Origin of the sequence: Curtobacterium citreum (assembly GCF_006715175.1) — a bacterium.
GTDB lineage: Bacteria > Actinomycetota > Actinomycetes > Actinomycetales > Microbacteriaceae > Curtobacterium > Curtobacterium citreum.
Genome location: NZ_VFMQ01000001.1, coordinates 3,568,216 through 3,581,468 on the forward strand (window position 1 = coordinate 3,568,216; position 13,253 = coordinate 3,581,468).

Annotated in this window: 22 protein-coding genes; 1 reads left to right on the plus strand and 21 read right to left on the minus strand. The window is 68.1% G+C overall.

Annotation, left to right across the window (positions count from 1 at the left end):
- Positions 1-140 precede the first annotated feature (140 nt).
- The 6 genes from rplQ to infA form a co-directional block, all read right to left on the minus strand.
- On the minus strand, positions 141-716 hold the full coding sequence (gene rplQ, locus FB462_RS16875; RefSeq protein WP_114849354.1) for a 50S ribosomal protein L17: 576 nt from the start codon (positions 714-716) through the stop codon (positions 141-143).
- A 60-nt stretch (positions 717-776) separates the two neighbouring features.
- Complete coding sequence (locus FB462_RS16880; RefSeq protein ID WP_058742348.1) at positions 777-1,769, minus strand: DNA-directed RNA polymerase subunit alpha; 993 nt, start codon at positions 1,767-1,769, stop codon at positions 777-779.
- A gap of 206 nt (positions 1,770-1,975) precedes the next feature.
- Entirely contained in the window at positions 1,976-2,374 is a 399-nt protein-coding gene (rpsK, locus tag FB462_RS16885) for a 30S ribosomal protein S11 (RefSeq protein WP_017885507.1), read from the minus strand.
- A 9-nt stretch (positions 2,375-2,383) separates the two neighbouring features.
- On the minus strand, positions 2,384-2,758 hold the full coding sequence (gene rpsM / locus FB462_RS16890) for a 30S ribosomal protein S13 (RefSeq protein ID WP_058742347.1): 375 nt from the start codon (positions 2,756-2,758) through the stop codon (positions 2,384-2,386).
- Positions 2,759-2,897: 139 nt separating this feature from the next.
- Positions 2,898-3,014, minus strand: a complete 117-nt coding sequence (rpmJ, locus tag FB462_RS16895; RefSeq protein WP_022903266.1) for a 50S ribosomal protein L36 — start codon at positions 3,012-3,014, stop codon at positions 2,898-2,900.
- A gap of 70 nt (positions 3,015-3,084) precedes the next feature.
- Positions 3,085-3,306: a translation initiation factor IF-1 gene (gene infA / locus FB462_RS16900; RefSeq protein ID WP_017885509.1), complete on the minus strand. Its 222-nt coding sequence runs from the start codon at positions 3,304-3,306 to the stop codon at positions 3,085-3,087.
- A gap of 303 nt (positions 3,307-3,609) precedes the next feature.
- On the opposite strand from infA, the gene FB462_RS16905 reads away from it, so the two are divergent.
- Positions 3,610-4,866, plus strand: coding sequence for an LCP family protein (locus tag FB462_RS16905; protein ID WP_141863147.1), 1,257 nt, complete (start codon positions 3,610-3,612; stop codon positions 4,864-4,866).
- Between the two features lie 251 nt (positions 4,867-5,117).
- On the opposite strand, the gene map is transcribed toward FB462_RS16905, so the two are convergent.
- From map to rplP, 15 genes are all read right to left on the minus strand, one after another.
- Positions 5,118-5,948, minus strand: coding sequence for a type I methionyl aminopeptidase (map, locus tag FB462_RS16910; protein ID WP_259550048.1), 831 nt, complete (start codon positions 5,946-5,948; stop codon positions 5,118-5,120).
- Between the two features lie 23 nt (positions 5,949-5,971).
- Positions 5,972-6,562, minus strand: a complete 591-nt coding sequence (locus FB462_RS16915) for an adenylate kinase (protein ID WP_114849352.1) — start codon at positions 6,560-6,562, stop codon at positions 5,972-5,974.
- Positions 6,559-7,881: a preprotein translocase subunit SecY gene (gene secY / locus FB462_RS16920; protein WP_058742353.1), complete on the minus strand. Its 1,323-nt coding sequence runs from the start codon at positions 7,879-7,881 to the stop codon at positions 6,559-6,561. Before secY ends, FB462_RS16915 begins: the two co-directional genes overlap by 4 nt.
- A 146-nt stretch (positions 7,882-8,027) precedes the next feature.
- Positions 8,028-8,492, minus strand: a complete 465-nt coding sequence (gene rplO, locus FB462_RS16925) for a 50S ribosomal protein L15 (protein WP_058728270.1) — start codon at positions 8,490-8,492, stop codon at positions 8,028-8,030.
- Positions 8,489-8,674 (minus strand): 50S ribosomal protein L30, encoded by a 186-nt coding sequence (rpmD, locus tag FB462_RS16930; RefSeq protein WP_031273241.1) that lies wholly within the window; start codon positions 8,672-8,674, stop codon positions 8,489-8,491. Before rpmD ends, rplO begins: the two co-directional genes overlap by 4 nt.
- Positions 8,674-9,399 carry a 30S ribosomal protein S5 gene (rpsE, locus tag FB462_RS16935; RefSeq protein WP_058742352.1) on the minus strand — a complete coding sequence of 242 codons (726 nt, stop codon included), beginning with the start codon at positions 9,397-9,399 and terminating at the stop codon, positions 8,674-8,676. Before rpsE ends, rpmD begins: the two co-directional genes overlap by 1 nt.
- A gap of 5 nt (positions 9,400-9,404) precedes the next feature.
- Positions 9,405-9,776, minus strand: a complete 372-nt coding sequence (gene rplR / locus FB462_RS16940) for a 50S ribosomal protein L18 (RefSeq protein WP_058742351.1) — start codon at positions 9,774-9,776, stop codon at positions 9,405-9,407.
- A 2-nt stretch (positions 9,777-9,778) separates the two neighbouring features.
- On the minus strand, positions 9,779-10,315 hold the full coding sequence (rplF, locus tag FB462_RS16945) for a 50S ribosomal protein L6 (RefSeq protein ID WP_058742344.1): 537 nt from the start codon (positions 10,313-10,315) through the stop codon (positions 9,779-9,781).
- A 6-nt stretch (positions 10,316-10,321) separates the two neighbouring features.
- Positions 10,322-10,720 carry a 30S ribosomal protein S8 gene (gene rpsH, locus FB462_RS16950; RefSeq protein ID WP_058725384.1) on the minus strand — a complete coding sequence of 133 codons (399 nt, stop codon included), beginning with the start codon at positions 10,718-10,720 and terminating at the stop codon, positions 10,322-10,324.
- Positions 10,721-10,874: 154 nt separating this feature from the next.
- A complete protein-coding gene (rplE, locus tag FB462_RS16955) occupies positions 10,875-11,465 on the minus strand; it encodes a 50S ribosomal protein L5 (protein WP_058742343.1) in 591 nt (196 codons plus the stop codon).
- The gene (gene rplX / locus FB462_RS16960) at positions 11,465-11,824 is read right to left on the minus strand and encodes a 50S ribosomal protein L24 (protein ID WP_058742342.1); all 360 of its coding nucleotides are present in this window, start codon (positions 11,822-11,824) and stop codon (positions 11,465-11,467) included. The genes rplE and rplX overlap by 1 nt, the downstream gene beginning before the upstream one ends.
- A 3-nt stretch (positions 11,825-11,827) precedes the next feature.
- On the minus strand, positions 11,828-12,196 hold the full coding sequence (rplN, locus tag FB462_RS16965) for a 50S ribosomal protein L14 (RefSeq protein ID WP_017885523.1): 369 nt from the start codon (positions 12,194-12,196) through the stop codon (positions 11,828-11,830).
- A 31-nt stretch (positions 12,197-12,227) separates the two neighbouring features.
- Positions 12,228-12,512, minus strand: coding sequence for a 30S ribosomal protein S17 (gene rpsQ, locus FB462_RS16970; protein WP_058728266.1), 285 nt, complete (start codon positions 12,510-12,512; stop codon positions 12,228-12,230).
- Positions 12,512-12,832 (minus strand): 50S ribosomal protein L29, encoded by a 321-nt coding sequence (rpmC, locus tag FB462_RS17845; protein WP_058742341.1) that lies wholly within the window; start codon positions 12,830-12,832, stop codon positions 12,512-12,514. Before rpmC ends, rpsQ begins: the two co-directional genes overlap by 1 nt.
- Positions 12,832-13,251: a 50S ribosomal protein L16 gene (rplP, locus tag FB462_RS16980; RefSeq protein ID WP_022903279.1), complete on the minus strand. Its 420-nt coding sequence runs from the start codon at positions 13,249-13,251 to the stop codon at positions 12,832-12,834. Before rplP ends, rpmC begins: the two co-directional genes overlap by 1 nt.
- Positions 13,252-13,253 lie beyond the last annotated feature (2 nt).

Below are 13,253 nucleotides of genomic sequence, written 5' to 3' on the forward strand. Positions count from 1 at the left end.
GGGGTGCTGTGAAGCCGTCCGGACGGGAGGCACGTGGCGGGCTCGCCCCGTGCCTCCCGTCCGCCCTGCTGTCACCCCCGGAACGCGAGGAAGCCCCCGCGACGTGCGTCGCGGGGGCTTCCTCGGTGTGGTGCGGTGCCCTACTTGGTGTCGTCAGCCTCGGCGTCGTCGCCCTTGGCGGCGGCGTCGTCCTCGACCTCGGCAGCAGCCTCGGTCTCGTTCTCGGTCTCGACCGGGGCCGACTCCTCGGTGGTCTCGGTCTCTTCGACCGGGGCCTCCTCGGCGGGGGTCTCGGCAGCGGCCGGCGCGGCAGCAGCCGGGGCGGCGTCGCGCTTGACCGGGGCGGGCTTGCCCGAGACCGGCTCGAGCACGAGCTCGATCGAGGCGAGCGGCGCGTTGTCACCCTTGCGGAAGCCGAGCTTCGTGATGCGGGTGTAGCCGCCCTGACGGTCCTCGACCTGCGGGGCGATCTCGGTGAACAGCGTGTGCACGACGGACTTGTCGCGCAGGATGCTGATCACGCGACGACGCGCGTGCAGGTCGCCACGCTTCGCGAACGTGATGAGACGCTCGGCGACGGGACGCAGGCGCTTGGCCTTCGTCTCGGTGGTCGTGATGCGACCGTGCGTGAACAGGGCGTTGGCGAGGTTGCTCAGCAGCAGGCGCTCGTGGGCGGGACCGCCACCGAGGCGGGGGCCCTTGGTGGGCTTCGGCATGTCAGTTCTCCAGTGGTGAAAGTGGTGCGCGCGTCAGCGCGCGTGCGCGTTCGCGCGAGGTCAGTTGGACTCGTCCTCGTCGTACCCGCTGTAGAAGTGGGCGCCGTCGAATCCGGGGACGGTGTCCTTGAGGGACAGGCCGAGCTCGGTGAGCTTGTCCTTGACCTCGTCCACCGACTTCTGACCGAAGTTGCGGATGTTCATGAGCTGCGTCTCCGACAGGGCGACGAGCTCGGACACCGTGTTGATGCCCTCCCGCTTGAGGCAGTTGTAGCTGCGGACCGACAGGTCGAGGTCCTCGATCGGGGTCTGCAGCTCGTTCGAGAGCACCGCGTCGACCGGCGCGGGGCCGATCTCGATGCCCTCGGCCGCCGTGTTCAGCTCGCGAGCGAGACCGAACAGCTCGACCAGCGTGCGGCCGGCCGACGCGATGGCGTCGCGCGGCGAGATCGCCGGCTTCGTCTCGACGTCGACGACCAGGCGGTCGAAGTCCGTGCGCTCACCGGCACGCGTCGCCTCGACGCGGTAGGTGACCTTGAGGACCGGCGAGTAGATCGAGTCGATCGGGATCTGACCGGCCTCGCTGAACTCGGAACGGTTCTGCGTGGCCGACACGTAGCCACGGCCACGCTCGATCGTCAGCTCGAGCTCGAACCGCGCGGTGTCGTTCAGGGTCGCGATGACGAGGTCCGGGTTGTGGATCTCGACACCGGCCGGAGCGGAGATGTCCGCGGCGGTGACCTGACCGGCACCCTGCTTGCGCAGGTACGCGGTGATCGGCTCGTCGTGCTCCGAGGAGACGACGAGGCTCTTGATGTTGAGGATGATCTCGGTGACGTCTTCCTTGACACCGGGCACGGTGCTGAACTCGTGGAGGACACCGTCGATGCGGATGCTGGTGACGGCCGCGCCGGGGATCGAGGAGAGGAGCGTGCGGCGCAGCGAGTTGCCGAGGGTGTAACCGAAGCCCGGCTCGAGCGGCTCGATGACGAAGCGCGAGCGGTACTCGGAGATCGACTCCTCGGTCAGGGTGGGGCGCTGTGCAATGAGCACTGTGGGATTCCTTTCGGCGGAGTGTCCGCTATATGACACTCGGCGGTACGACGGGGCCGACCGGGCCCCGACGGGTCTGTTGAGTTGTGATCACGCGCACGGTCGGGCCGGGAGGGCCCGGCGTGTGCGATCGAACGACCAGGAATGGCCGGCCCCGCTCGCTCCCGTTGCGGGCACGAGCGGGGGACGGCCGGTTGCTCCTCGCGTCAGACGCGGCGGCGCTTCGGCGGACGGCAGCCGTTGTGCGCCTGGGGGGTGACGTCGTTGATCGAGCCGACCTCGAGGCCAGCGGCCTGGAGCGAGCGGATCGCGGTCTCGCGACCCGAGCCCGGGCCCTTGACGAAGACGTCGACCTTCTTGACACCGTGCTCCTGCGCCTGACGGGCAGCGGACTCGGCGGCGAGCTGCGCCGCGAACGGCGTCGACTTGCGCGAACCCTTGAAGCCCACGGCACCCGAGGACGCCCAGCTGAGGACGGCACCCGACGGGTCGGTGATGCTGACGATGGTGTTGTTGAACGTGCTCTTGATGTGGGCCTGGCCCACGGCGACGTTCTTCTTCTCCTTGCGACGCGGCTTGCGCGCGGCAGTCTTGGGGGTAGCCATGATGATCTCCTATCGGGCCTTCTTCTTGCCTGCCACGGTGCGCTTCGGTCCCTTGCGGGTACGCGCGTTGGTCTTGGTGCGCTGACCGCGCACCGGGAGACCACGACGGTGGCGGAGACCCTCGTAGCTACCGATCTCGACCTTGCGGCGGATGTCGGCGGCGACCTCGCGGCGGAGGTCACCCTCCACCTTGTAGTTGCCCTCGATGAAGTCACGGAGGGCGACGAGCTGGTCGTCGGTCAGGTCCTTGACGCGGATGTCACCGGAGATACCGGTCTCGGCGAGTGCCTGGACCGCGCGGGTACGGCCGACGCCGTAGATGTACGTGAGTGCGATCTCCACGCGCTTCTCGCGCGGGATGTCGACGCCTGCTAGACGTGCCATGTGCTGGCTGCTCCTGTTGTCGATGGAGGTGTGGCGCAGTACCGGTGCCCGGGCCTCCGCCCCGAGGTGTCCCCCGTGGCCGGAGCCGCGGGATCTGGTACTGCGTGTTCAGTGTTGAGTTGTGGGTCCTGCTGGGAGCTCAGCCCTGGCGCTGCTTGTGGCGCGGGTTGCTCTTGCAGATCACCATGACGCGGCCCTTCCGGCGGATCACTCGGCAGTGCTCGCAGATGGGCTTGACGCTGGGGTTGACCTTCATGGTTGTTTCCTCGTGCTCGCTGGCTTCGTGCCCGGCGGGTTCGCCGAGCCGTTCCTTTCCAGCTCGCGGATCACTTGTAGCGGTAGACGATCCGGCCGCGGGTCAGGTCGTACGGGCTCAGCTCCACGATCACGCGGTCCTCGGGGAGGATGCGGATGTAGTGCTGGCGCATCTTCCCGGAGATGTGCGCGAGGACCTTGTGTCCGTTGGTCAGCTCAACGCGGAACATCGCGTTGGGCAGAGCTTCGAGCACCGAGCCCTCGATCTCGATGACGCCGTCTTTCTTGGCCATAGCCTCACTGTCGCTTGGTTGGATGAACCGGTGTGATCCCCGAGCCGGTCTGCGGGTCGGGCGCCACGCCGCTGGGCATGGCACACCAAAGATCAACCTTATGTGATAGACCCGCGATTGCCAAGTGCAGCACGTCGGGCCCGCATGCACGGACCCCACGAGTGGGGCTTCCGCTGGCTCCCTGAGCGTTCCACAGTGGTTTGACGGTCCGCTCCGGGGTCCCCACGACGGTCCCGACCGTAGCCTGGCCGACGACCCGGTCGCGCGGCCGCTGCCGACGCCGGACCACCGAACGGAGACCACGTGCCGAACGCGCCCCGCCGCCCCCTCGCCAGCCACGGACGCCTGCCGCGCCGTCGCGGGTGGGCGACCGCTGCCACCGTCGTCGCCTCGGCCCTGGCGGTGGTGCTCGTGAGCGGGACGAGCGTGGCGGCGATCGCGGGAGCGCAGCTCGCCACCGCGCCGCACACCGTGCAGCTGAGCAAGGACGACCAGAACACCGCGAAGGCCGCCGACATCACCGCGATCAAGGGCGGCGCGAACATCCTGCTCATCGGCAGCGACACCCGGATCGGGCAGTTCGACTCGGACGAGGACGTCGAGGGCGCCCGGAACGACGTCACGATCCTCGTCCACATCTCGCAGGACCACCAGCAGCTCACCGCCGTCAGCTTCCCGCGCGACCTGAAGGTGCCGATCCCGGCGTGCACGAACCCCCAGACCGGGACGACCTACCCCGCGGCGAGCAGTGAGCTCATCAACGAGTCGCTCGGTCACGGCGGCGTCTCGTGCGTGGTGGACACGGTGGAGAACCTGACCGGCCTGACCATCCCGTACGCCGGCCTCATCACGTTCGACGGCGTCATCGAGATGTCGAACGCGCTCGGCGGCGTCGACGTCTGCGTCGCGAAGCCGATCGACGACACCTACACCGGGCTGCAGCTCTCCGCCGGCCAGCACACCCTCGCCGGCCAGGACGCGCTCGCGTTCCTCCGCAGCCGGCACGGTGTCGGCGACGGCAGTGACCTCGCCCGGATCAGTTCGCAGCAGGTCTTCCTGTCCGCGCTCCTGCGCAAGGTGACCTCGGACGGCACGCTCTCGAACCCGATCCTGCTCTACAAGCTCGCCGGGGCGGCCCTGTCGAACATGACCCTGTCCGACGGCCTCGCGCAGACACGCACCCTCGTCGGCCTCGCCTCGACCCTTCGCGGCATGAGCACGTCGAACATGCTGTTCGTGCAGTACCCCGTCGTCGACGACCCGGCGGACACCGCGCACGTGCTCGTGTCGGAGGGGCCCGCCCACGCGCTCAACGTCGCGCTGCAGCAGGACCAGAAGACCTCGCTGACCGACTCGACCACGGGCCGCGCGTCCGCCGAGTCCCCCGACGCGGGCGGGACCCCGGCAGCCGGTTCGACGCCCACAGCGACCGGAGCACCGGCAACGGGCGGGACGTCGACGGGCGGGACCGCCGCGACCGCGACGCCGAGTGCGACGCCGCTGCCCTCGAGCATCACCGGGCAGAGCGCCTCCGAGCAGACCTGCTCCGTCGGCAACTGACCGCGCCGCGCCTGCGCCCGATGGCCGGGCGCTCGCGGCCGGGCCGGCGCACCCGAGTCTCGCGCTGGCGGACGTGACTCGCCTCCCGGAGCGCGAGTCGTGTCCGTCCGGCCGGCTCGCTCACCGCTCACCGCATACCGTCCACCGCGCCCGCGGACGCCGGAGCGGGCCGTGTGCGGACCGCAGCGGGCGCGCGTCGGGTGAGGCGTGCCTCCAGGCCGTCGCCGGACCGGAGTCGGCGGCGAGCCGCGCTACGGGACGGGGACCGGCGTCACGCCGAGCGGCTCGAGACCAGCCGCACCGCCGTCCGAGGCCGTCGTGACCCAGATGCCGTCCGTGTGCACCGCGACCGTGTGCTCCCAGTGCGCCGCGTCCGAGCCGTCGAGCGTACGGATCGTCCAGTCGTCGTCGTCCGTCGAGCTGTCGATCGTGCCGGCGGTGACCATCGGCTCGATCGCGACCACGAGCCCGGGCCGGACCGCCGGACCCGCGCCGCGGACCCGGTAGTTGAACACGGGCGGGTCCTCGTGCATGGACCGGCCGATGCCGTGCCCGGTGAAGTCCTCGATGATGCCCCAGGCGCCGGTCTCGTCGATGGCGTCCTCGATGACGGCGCCCACCTCGTTGAGGTTCCGGGCGTGCGCGAGGGCCGCGATCCCGTGCCAGAGCGCACGCTCCGTCGTGTCGCAGAGCGTCTGCCGAGCCGCCGTGCGCGCCGCGTCGCCCCCGGGCACCACGAGCGTGAACGCGCTGTCGCCGTTCCACCCGTCGACTTCGGCGCCGGCGTCCACCGACACGATGTCGCCGGGCTGGACGACGCGCTCCCCCGGGATGCCGTGGACGACCTCGTCGTTGACCGAGACGCAGAGCGTGTGCCGGTACCCCGGCACGAGCTGGAAGTTCGGGACGCCGCCGCCGTCCCGGATGGTGCGCTCGGCGATCGCGTCGAGCTCACCGGTCGTGACGCCGGGACGGATCGCCGCACGGACGGCTGTCAGGGCCGCCTCGGTCAGCAGACCGGGGCGCACCATCGCCCGGAGCTCGTCCGGGGTCTTGTAGATCGACGGCTTGCGACGACGCACGAGGGTGGTCAGACGCCCGCGGGTCAGACGCCGGCGCCGAGGCCGCGCGAGACGAGCGCGGACTGGATGCGGTCGCCGACCTCGTCGATGCCACCGAGGCCGTCCACCTCGACCACGAGACCGCGGTCGGCGTAGGTCGCCACGATCGGGGCGGTCTCGTTCGTGTAGACCTCCTGCCGACGGCGGATGGTCTCCTCGTTGTCGTCGCTGCGGCCCTGGTCCTCGGCGCGCTTGAGCAGCCGGCCCACGAGCTCGTCCTGGTCCGCGACGAGCTGCACGACCGCGTCGATCCCCGTGCCCTGCTCGGCGAGCAGCGCGTCGAGGTAGGCGACCTGGCCCACGGTACGGGGGTACCCGTCGAGCAGGAATCCCTGCTCGGCGTCCGGCTCCGACAGGCGCGACTTCACGAGCTCGTTGGTCAGCTCGTCCGGGACGTAGTTGCCCGCGTCCATGATCGCCTTCGCCTGCACACCCAGCGGCGTGCCCTCGGAGACGTTCTTGCGGAAGATGTCACCCGTCGAGATCGCGGGGATGCCGAACGACTCGGCGATGCGACCGGCCTGGGTGCCCTTCCCCGCTCCGGGAGGTCCGACGATGATGAGGCGTGCGCTCAACGGAGAAGCCCTTCGTAGTGACGTTGCTGCAGCTGCGAGTCGATCTGCTTCACGGTCTCGAGACCGACACCCACGATGATGAGGATGCTCGCGCCGCCGAACGGGAAGTTCTGGTTTGCGCCGAACAGCGCCAGTGCTGCCAGCGGGATGAGCGCGATGAGACCGAGGTAGAGCGAGCCGGGCAACGTCACCCGGGTCAGGACGAAGTCGAGGTACTCGGCCGTCGGACGGCCGGCCCGGATGCCCGGGATGAAGCCGCCGTACTTCTTCATGTTGTCGGCGACCTCTTCGGGGTTGAAGGTGATCGCGACGTAGAAGTACGTGAAGCCGACGATGAGCAGGAAGTACAGGACCATGTAGAACCAGTTGTCACCCGAGGTCAGGTTGTTCTGGATCCAGGTCACCCAGGCCGCCGGCTCGGAGCCGTCGGAGGGCTGGTTGAACTGCGCGACCAGGGCCGGCAGGTACAGGAGCGACGATGCGAAGATGACGGGCACGACGCCGGCCATGTTCACCTTGATGGGGATGTAGGTGTTGTTGCCGCCGTAGGTGCGTCGACCGACCATGCGCTTGGCGTACTGGACGGGGATGCGCCGCTGCGACTGCTCGACGAACACGACGGCCATCATGATGACCAGCCCGACGAGGATGACGAACAGGAACAGCTCGAACGACTGCGACTGCTCGATCGCCCAGAGGGCCGACGGGAACTGCGCCGCGATGGACGTGAAGATGAGGAGCGACATGCCGTTGCCGATGCCGCGCTCGGTGACGAGCTCGCCCATCCACATGATGAGGCCGGTACCGGCGGTCAGCGTGACGACCATGAGCATGATCGCGTACCAGCTGTCGTTCGAGATGATCGACGAGCAGGAGGCCGAGGCGTTCGTGCCGAACAGGGCACCCGAGCGGGCGACCGTGATGAGCGTCGTGGACTGCAGCACGCCGAGCGCGATCGTGAGGTAGCGCGTGTACTGCGTCAGCTTCGCCTGGCCGGACTGACCCTCCTTGTAGAGGGCGTCGAAGTGCGGGATCACGACGCGCAGCAGCTGCACGATGATCGACGACGTGATGTACGGCATGATGCCGAGCGCGAAGACCGAGAGCTTCAGCAGCGCGCCACCGGAGAACAGGTTGATCAGGTCGTAGAGCCCGCCGGAGGACGAGGCGCTCGCGAGGCAGCTCTGCACCGAGGCGTAGTCGACGAACGGTGCGGGGATGTACGACCCCAGGCGGAACAGCGCGATGATCGCGAGGGTGAAGCCGATCTTCTTGCGAAGATCTGGGGTGCGCATGATGCGCGCGACCGCTCTGAACACGAGGACTCCGAACTTCTGGGACCGCACGGCCCGAGCGGGCTCGTCACGGTGCGGTCGGCAGCGCCGACCCGGCCGTCGGACGACGGCCACTGTCAAGGAAACCGTAACGGCGGCCCGTGCGCAAACGCACGGGCCGCCGACGGGGGTTACTGGGAGACGGTGCCGCCAGCAGCCACGATCTTCTCGGCGGCGGACGCCGAGACCTTGTCGACCGAGACCGTGAGCTTCACGCTGATGTCACCCTGACCGAGAACCTTGACCTTCTCGTTCTTGCGGACGGCGCCCTTGGCGACCAGGTCCGCGACGGTGACGTCGCCACCGTTGGGGTAGAGCTCCGCGATCTTGTCCAGGTTCACGACCTGGTACTCGACGCGGAACGGGTTCTTGAACCCGCGGAGCTTCGGGGTGCGCATGTGCAGCGGCATCTGCCCGCCCTCGAAGCCGACCTTGACCTGGTAGCGGGCCTTCTGACCCTTGGTGCCACGGCCGGCGGTCTTGCCCTTCGAGCCCTCACCGCGACCCACACGGGTGCGGTCCTTCTTGGCGCCCGCAGCGGGGCGGAGGTGGTGCAGCTTCAGCACCTGCACGCGCTCGTTCTTCTCGTCGCTCATGCGTCGACCTCCTCGACCTTCACGAGGTGCGCCACCGTCGCGATGTACCCGCGGTTCTGGGCGTTGTCCTCACGCAGGACCGTACGGCCGATGCGCTTGAGGCCCAGGCTGCGCAGGGTGTCGCGCTGGTACTGCTTCTCGCTGATAACGGACTTCGTCTGCGTGATCTTCAGCATCGCCATCACGCACCTGCCTTCTCGGTCGCGGCACGCAGGGCCGCGGCCTCGGCGTGGAGCAGACGAGCCGGGACGACCCGGTCGACGTCGAGGCCACGACGGCTCGCGACGGCGCGGGGCTCCTCGAGCTGCTGCAGCGCCTCGACGGTCGCGTGCACGATGTTGATGGTGTTCGACGAACCGAGCGACTTGCTCAGGACGTCGTGGATGCCGGCGCACTCGAGCACGGCGCGGACCGGACCACCGGCGATGACACCGGTACCGGCAGCGGCCGGACGCAGCAGGACGACACCGGCAGCGGCCTCACCCTGCACCGGGTGCGGGATGGTGTTGCCGACGCGGGGGACGCGGAAGAAGTTCTTCTTCGCCTCCTCGACGCCCTTCGAGATCGCGGTCGGGACTTCCTTCGCCTTGCCGTAGCCGACACCGACGAGGCCGTTGCCGTCACCGACGACGACGAGCGCCGTGAAGCTGAAGCGACGACCACCCTTGACGACCTTCGAGACGCGGTTGATGGTCACCACGCGCTCGAGGAACTGGCTGTCGCCACCGCGGTTGTTGCGGTCACGACCCTGCTGACGGTCACGCCCGCCGCCACGACGGCCGCGCTGGTCGGCGTTGTCGCGGTTGTTGGACGCGGAGCCCGCGGCGGTCTCGACCGGACGCTCGGCGACCGCAGCAGCGTCGGCTGCCGGGGCCTTGGTCTCGGCCGCTTCGTTGTTGTTCGCGATGTCGCTCACAGGTTCAGCCCTCCTTCACGGGCACCATCGGCGATCGCGGCAACGCGACCGGCGTACTTGCTACCACCGCGGTCGAAGACCACGGCCTCGACGCCGGCGGCCTTCGCGCGCTCGGCGAGGAGCTCGCCGACGCGACGGGCCTTGGCCGTCTTGTCGCCGTCGAACGAACGGAGGTCGGCCTCCATCGTCGAGGCGCTGGCCAGCGTGTGGCCCTGCGCGTCGTCGATGACCTGGACGAACACGTGACGCGACGACCGGAAGACAGCGAGACGCGGACGCGACTCGGTGCCGGTGATCTTCTTGCGGAGACGGTTGTGACGGCGCGCCTTGGCGGCCGACTTGCTCTTTCCTCGGATACCGAGAGCCATGATCACTTACCTGACTTTCCGGCCTTGCGGCGCACGATCTCGCCGGCGTAGCGGACACCCTTGCCCTTGTAGGGCTCGGGCTTGCGCAGCTTGCGGATGTTGGCAGCCACCTCGCCGACGGCCTGCTTGTCGATGCCCGACACGGTGAGCTTGTTGTTGCCCTCGACGGCGAAGCTGATGCCCGCCGGCGGCTCGACCGTGATGGGGTGGGAGTAGCCGAGCGCGAACTCGACGTTGCTGCCCTTGGCCTGCACGCGGTAACCGGTGCCGACGACCTCGAGGCCCTTGGAGTAGCCCTGGGTCACGCCGAGGATGTTGTTCGCGATGAGCGTGCGGGTCAGGCCGTGCAGGGCACGGGACTCACGCTCGTCGTCCGGGCGGGTGACGAGGACCTGGTTCTCCTCGACCTTGGCCTGGATGGGCTCGGCAACGGTGAGCGCGAGCTCACCCTTGGGGCCCTTGACCGCCACGGTCTGGCCGTCGATGGAGACGGTGACGCCGGCGGGGATGTCGATGGGGAGACGTCCGATTCGAGACATTGTCGATCACCACACGTAGGCGAGGACTTCCCCACCCACGCCCTTCTGCTCGGCTTCACGGTCGGTGAGCAGTCCCGAGGAGGTCGAGAGGATCGCCACGCCGAGGCCACCGAGGACCTGGGGGATCTCCGTCGACTTCGCGTAGACCCGGAGACCGGGCTTCGAGACGCGCTTGATGCCGGCGATCGAACGCTCGCGCTCGGGGCCGTACTTGAGGTCGATCGTGAGGGTCTGGCCCACGCGGGCGTCCTCGATCTTCCACTCGCTGATGTAACCCTCGCGCTTGAGGATCTCGGCGATGTTCTTCTTCAGCTTGGAGCTGGGAAGCGAGACGGCGTCGTGGTGCGCCGAGTTCGCGTTCCGCAATCTGGTCAGCATGTCTGCGACCGGATCGGTCATCGTCATGATGGTCGTCCATTCTTCGCCTGGTTTCGACACCCGTTCCACGAATGCCGACCTGAGCGATCGGGGTGATCCCGGAGCGGTTCCCCGGGATCGGTGTGTTCAAGGGTGCGGGCCGGAGGACGTGAATCCTCCGGCCCGCACCGCCCGAAGTATCTTAGACCGTCTGCTCGGCAGAACGGAACGGGAACCCGAGCTGGCGGAGCAGCGCGCGGCCCTCGTCGTCCGTCTTCGCGGTGGTCACGACGGTGATGTCGAAGCCACGCACGCGGTCGATGCGGTCCTGGTCGATCTCGTGGAACATCGACTGCTCCGTGAGACCGAACGTGTAGTTGCCGTTCCCGTCGAACTGCTTGTCGCTGAGCCCGCGGAAGTCGCGGATGCGGGGCAGGGCGAGGGTGACGAGGCGGTCGATGAACTCCCACGCGCGGTCACCGCGGAGGGTGACGTGCGCGCCGATGGCCTGGCCCTCACGCAGCTTGAACTGCGCGATGGACTTGCGGGCCTTGGTCACGACCGGCTTCTGACCCGTGATCGCCGTGAGGTCCTTGACGGCCCCCTCGATGATCTTCGAGTCGCGAGCCGCCTCGCCGACGCCCGTGTTCACGACGACCTTGACCAGGCCGGGGACCTGGTTGACGTTCGCGTACCCGAACTGCTCGGTGAGGGCAGCCTTGATCTCGTTCTTGTACTTCTGCTTGAGGCGCGGCTCGACCTTGGTCTCCGGCGCGGCAGTCGTGTCGGTCATCAGAGCTTCTCACCCGACTTCTTGGCGTAGCGGACGCGGACGGTCTTGGTGACGCCGTCCTTCTCCACCTGTTCGGTACGGAAACCGACGCGGGTCGGCTTCTTGGTCTTCGGGTCGACGATCGCGACGTTCGAGACGTGGATCGGAGCCTCGTGCTGCTCGATGCCACCGGTCTTCGAACCGCGCTGCGTCTGGCCGACGCGGACGTGCTTCGTGACGAAGTTCACGCCCTCGACGACGACCCGGTTCTTGTCCTTGAGGACCTCGATGACCTTGCCCTGCTTGCCACGGTCGCCGCCACGCTCCTGCTTGGCGCCCGTGATGACCTGGACGAGGTCACCCTTCTTGATGTTCGCCATGGCTTACAGCACCTCCGGCGCGAGCGAGATGATCTTCATGAACTTCTTGTCACGGAGCTCACGACCGACCGGACCGAAGATGCGCGTACCGCGCGGGTCGCCGTCGGCCTTGAGGATCACTGCCGCGTTCTCGTCGAACTTGATGTAGGAGCCGTCCTGGCGACGGGTCTCCTTCTTGGTGCGAACGATGACCGCCTTGACGACGTCACCCTTCTTCACGTTGCCGCCGGGGATGGCGTCCTTCACCGTGGCGACGATGACGTCACCGAGACCGGCGTAGCGACGACCCGAGCCACCGAGCACGCGGATGGTCAAGATCTCCTTGGCACCCGTGTTGTCGGCGACCTTCAGGCGGGATTCCTGCTGAATCACTGCTGTCTCCTATTCCGAAGCAGGCCGGGGCCTACTTGGCCTTCTCGAGGATCTCGACCAGGCGCCAGCGCTTGGAGGCGCTGAGGGGACGGGTCTCGCTGATCACGACGAGGTCGCCGACACCCGCGGTGCCGAGCTCGTCGTGGGCCTTCACCTTGGACGTGCGGCGGATGATCTTGCCGTAGAGCGCGTGCTTCACGCGGTCCTCGACCTCGACCACGATGGTCTTGTCCATCTTGTCGCTCGTCACGTAGCCGCGACGCGTCTTGCGGTAGCCGCGGGTCGAGGCGGCGGAGTTCTTCTCTTCGTTCGCCATCAGTTCTCCTCGGCGGTAGCGGCCTCGGTCGACTCGGCGGCCTTGTCAGCCTTCTTCGTCGTCTTCTTGGCCTTGGTGGCGGTCTCGACGGGCGCGGGGGTGGCACGGATGCCGAGCTCGCGCTCGCGGAGGACGGTGTAGATGCGTGCGATGTCGCGCTTGACGGCACGGAGACGACCGTGGCTCTCCAGCTGGCCGGTGGCCGACTGGAAGCGGAGGTTGAAGAGTTCCTCCTTGGCCTTCTTGAGCTCGTCAGCGAGACGCTCGTTCTCGAACGTGTCGAGCTCCGTCGGACGGAGCTCCTTGGAACCGATCGCCATTACGCGTCGCCCTCCTCGCGCTTGATGATGCGTGCCTTGAGGGGCAGCTTGTGGATTGCACGGGTCAGCGCCTCACGGGCGATGTCCTCGTTGACGCCGGAGAGCTCGAAGAGCACACGACCCGGCTTGACGTTGGCGACCCACCACTCGGGCGAGCCCTTACCGGAACCCATGCGGGTCTCAGCCGGCTTCTTGGTCAGCGGACGGTCCGGGTAGATGTTGATCCACACCTTGCCACCACGCTTGATGTGACGCGTCATGGCGATACGAGCGGACTCGATCTGCCGGTTCGTCACGTAGGCCGGGGTGAGGGCCTGGATACCGAAGTCGCCGAAGCTGACCTTGGTACCGCCGGTGGCCTGACCCGAACGCTTCGGGTGGTGCTGCTTGCGGTGCTTGACTCGACGGGGAATAAGCATGG

Coding starts and splice junctions, on each gene's coding strand:
- rplR (WP_058742351.1), bottom strand. CDS start 9,776: ATGGCTCTCGGTATCCGAGGAAAGAGCAAGTCGGCCGCCAAGGCGCGC.
- rplQ (WP_114849354.1), bottom strand. CDS start 716: ATGCCGAAGCCCACCAAGGGCCCCCGCCTCGGTGGCGGTCCCGCCCAC.
- rpmJ (WP_022903266.1), bottom strand. CDS start 3,014: ATGAAGGTCAACCCCAGCGTCAAGCCCATCTGCGAGCACTGCCGAGTG.
- rpmC (WP_058742341.1), bottom strand. CDS start 12,832: ATGGCGATCGGTTCCAAGGAGCTCCGTCCGACGGAGCTCGACACGTTC.
- rpsH (WP_058725384.1), bottom strand. CDS start 10,720: ATGACGATGACCGATCCGGTCGCAGACATGCTGACCAGATTGCGGAAC.
- rplF (WP_058742344.1), bottom strand. CDS start 10,315: ATGTCTCGAATCGGACGTCTCCCCATCGACATCCCCGCCGGCGTCACC.
- infA (WP_017885509.1), bottom strand. CDS start 3,306: ATGGCCAAGAAAGACGGCGTCATCGAGATCGAGGGCTCGGTGCTCGAA.
- rplO (WP_058728270.1), bottom strand. CDS start 8,492: ATGAGCGACGAGAAGAACGAGCGCGTGCAGGTGCTGAAGCTGCACCAC.
- rpsK (WP_017885507.1), bottom strand. CDS start 2,374: ATGGCTACCCCCAAGACTGCCGCGCGCAAGCCGCGTCGCAAGGAGAAG.
- rplX (WP_058742342.1), bottom strand. CDS start 11,824: ATGGCGAACATCAAGAAGGGTGACCTCGTCCAGGTCATCACGGGCGCC.
- rpmD (WP_031273241.1), bottom strand. CDS start 8,674: ATGGCGATGCTGAAGATCACGCAGACGAAGTCCGTTATCAGCGAGAAG.
- rpsM (WP_058742347.1), bottom strand. CDS start 2,758: ATGGCACGTCTAGCAGGCGTCGACATCCCGCGCGAGAAGCGCGTGGAG.
- rplE (WP_058742343.1), bottom strand. CDS start 11,465: ATGACCGACACGACTGCCGCGCCGGAGACCAAGGTCGAGCCGCGCCTC.
- rplP (WP_022903279.1), bottom strand. CDS start 13,251: ATGCTTATTCCCCGTCGAGTCAAGCACCGCAAGCAGCACCACCCGAAG.
- rpsQ (WP_058728266.1), bottom strand. CDS start 12,512: ATGGCGAACGAAGAGAAGAACTCCGCCGCCTCGACCCGCGGCTACCGC.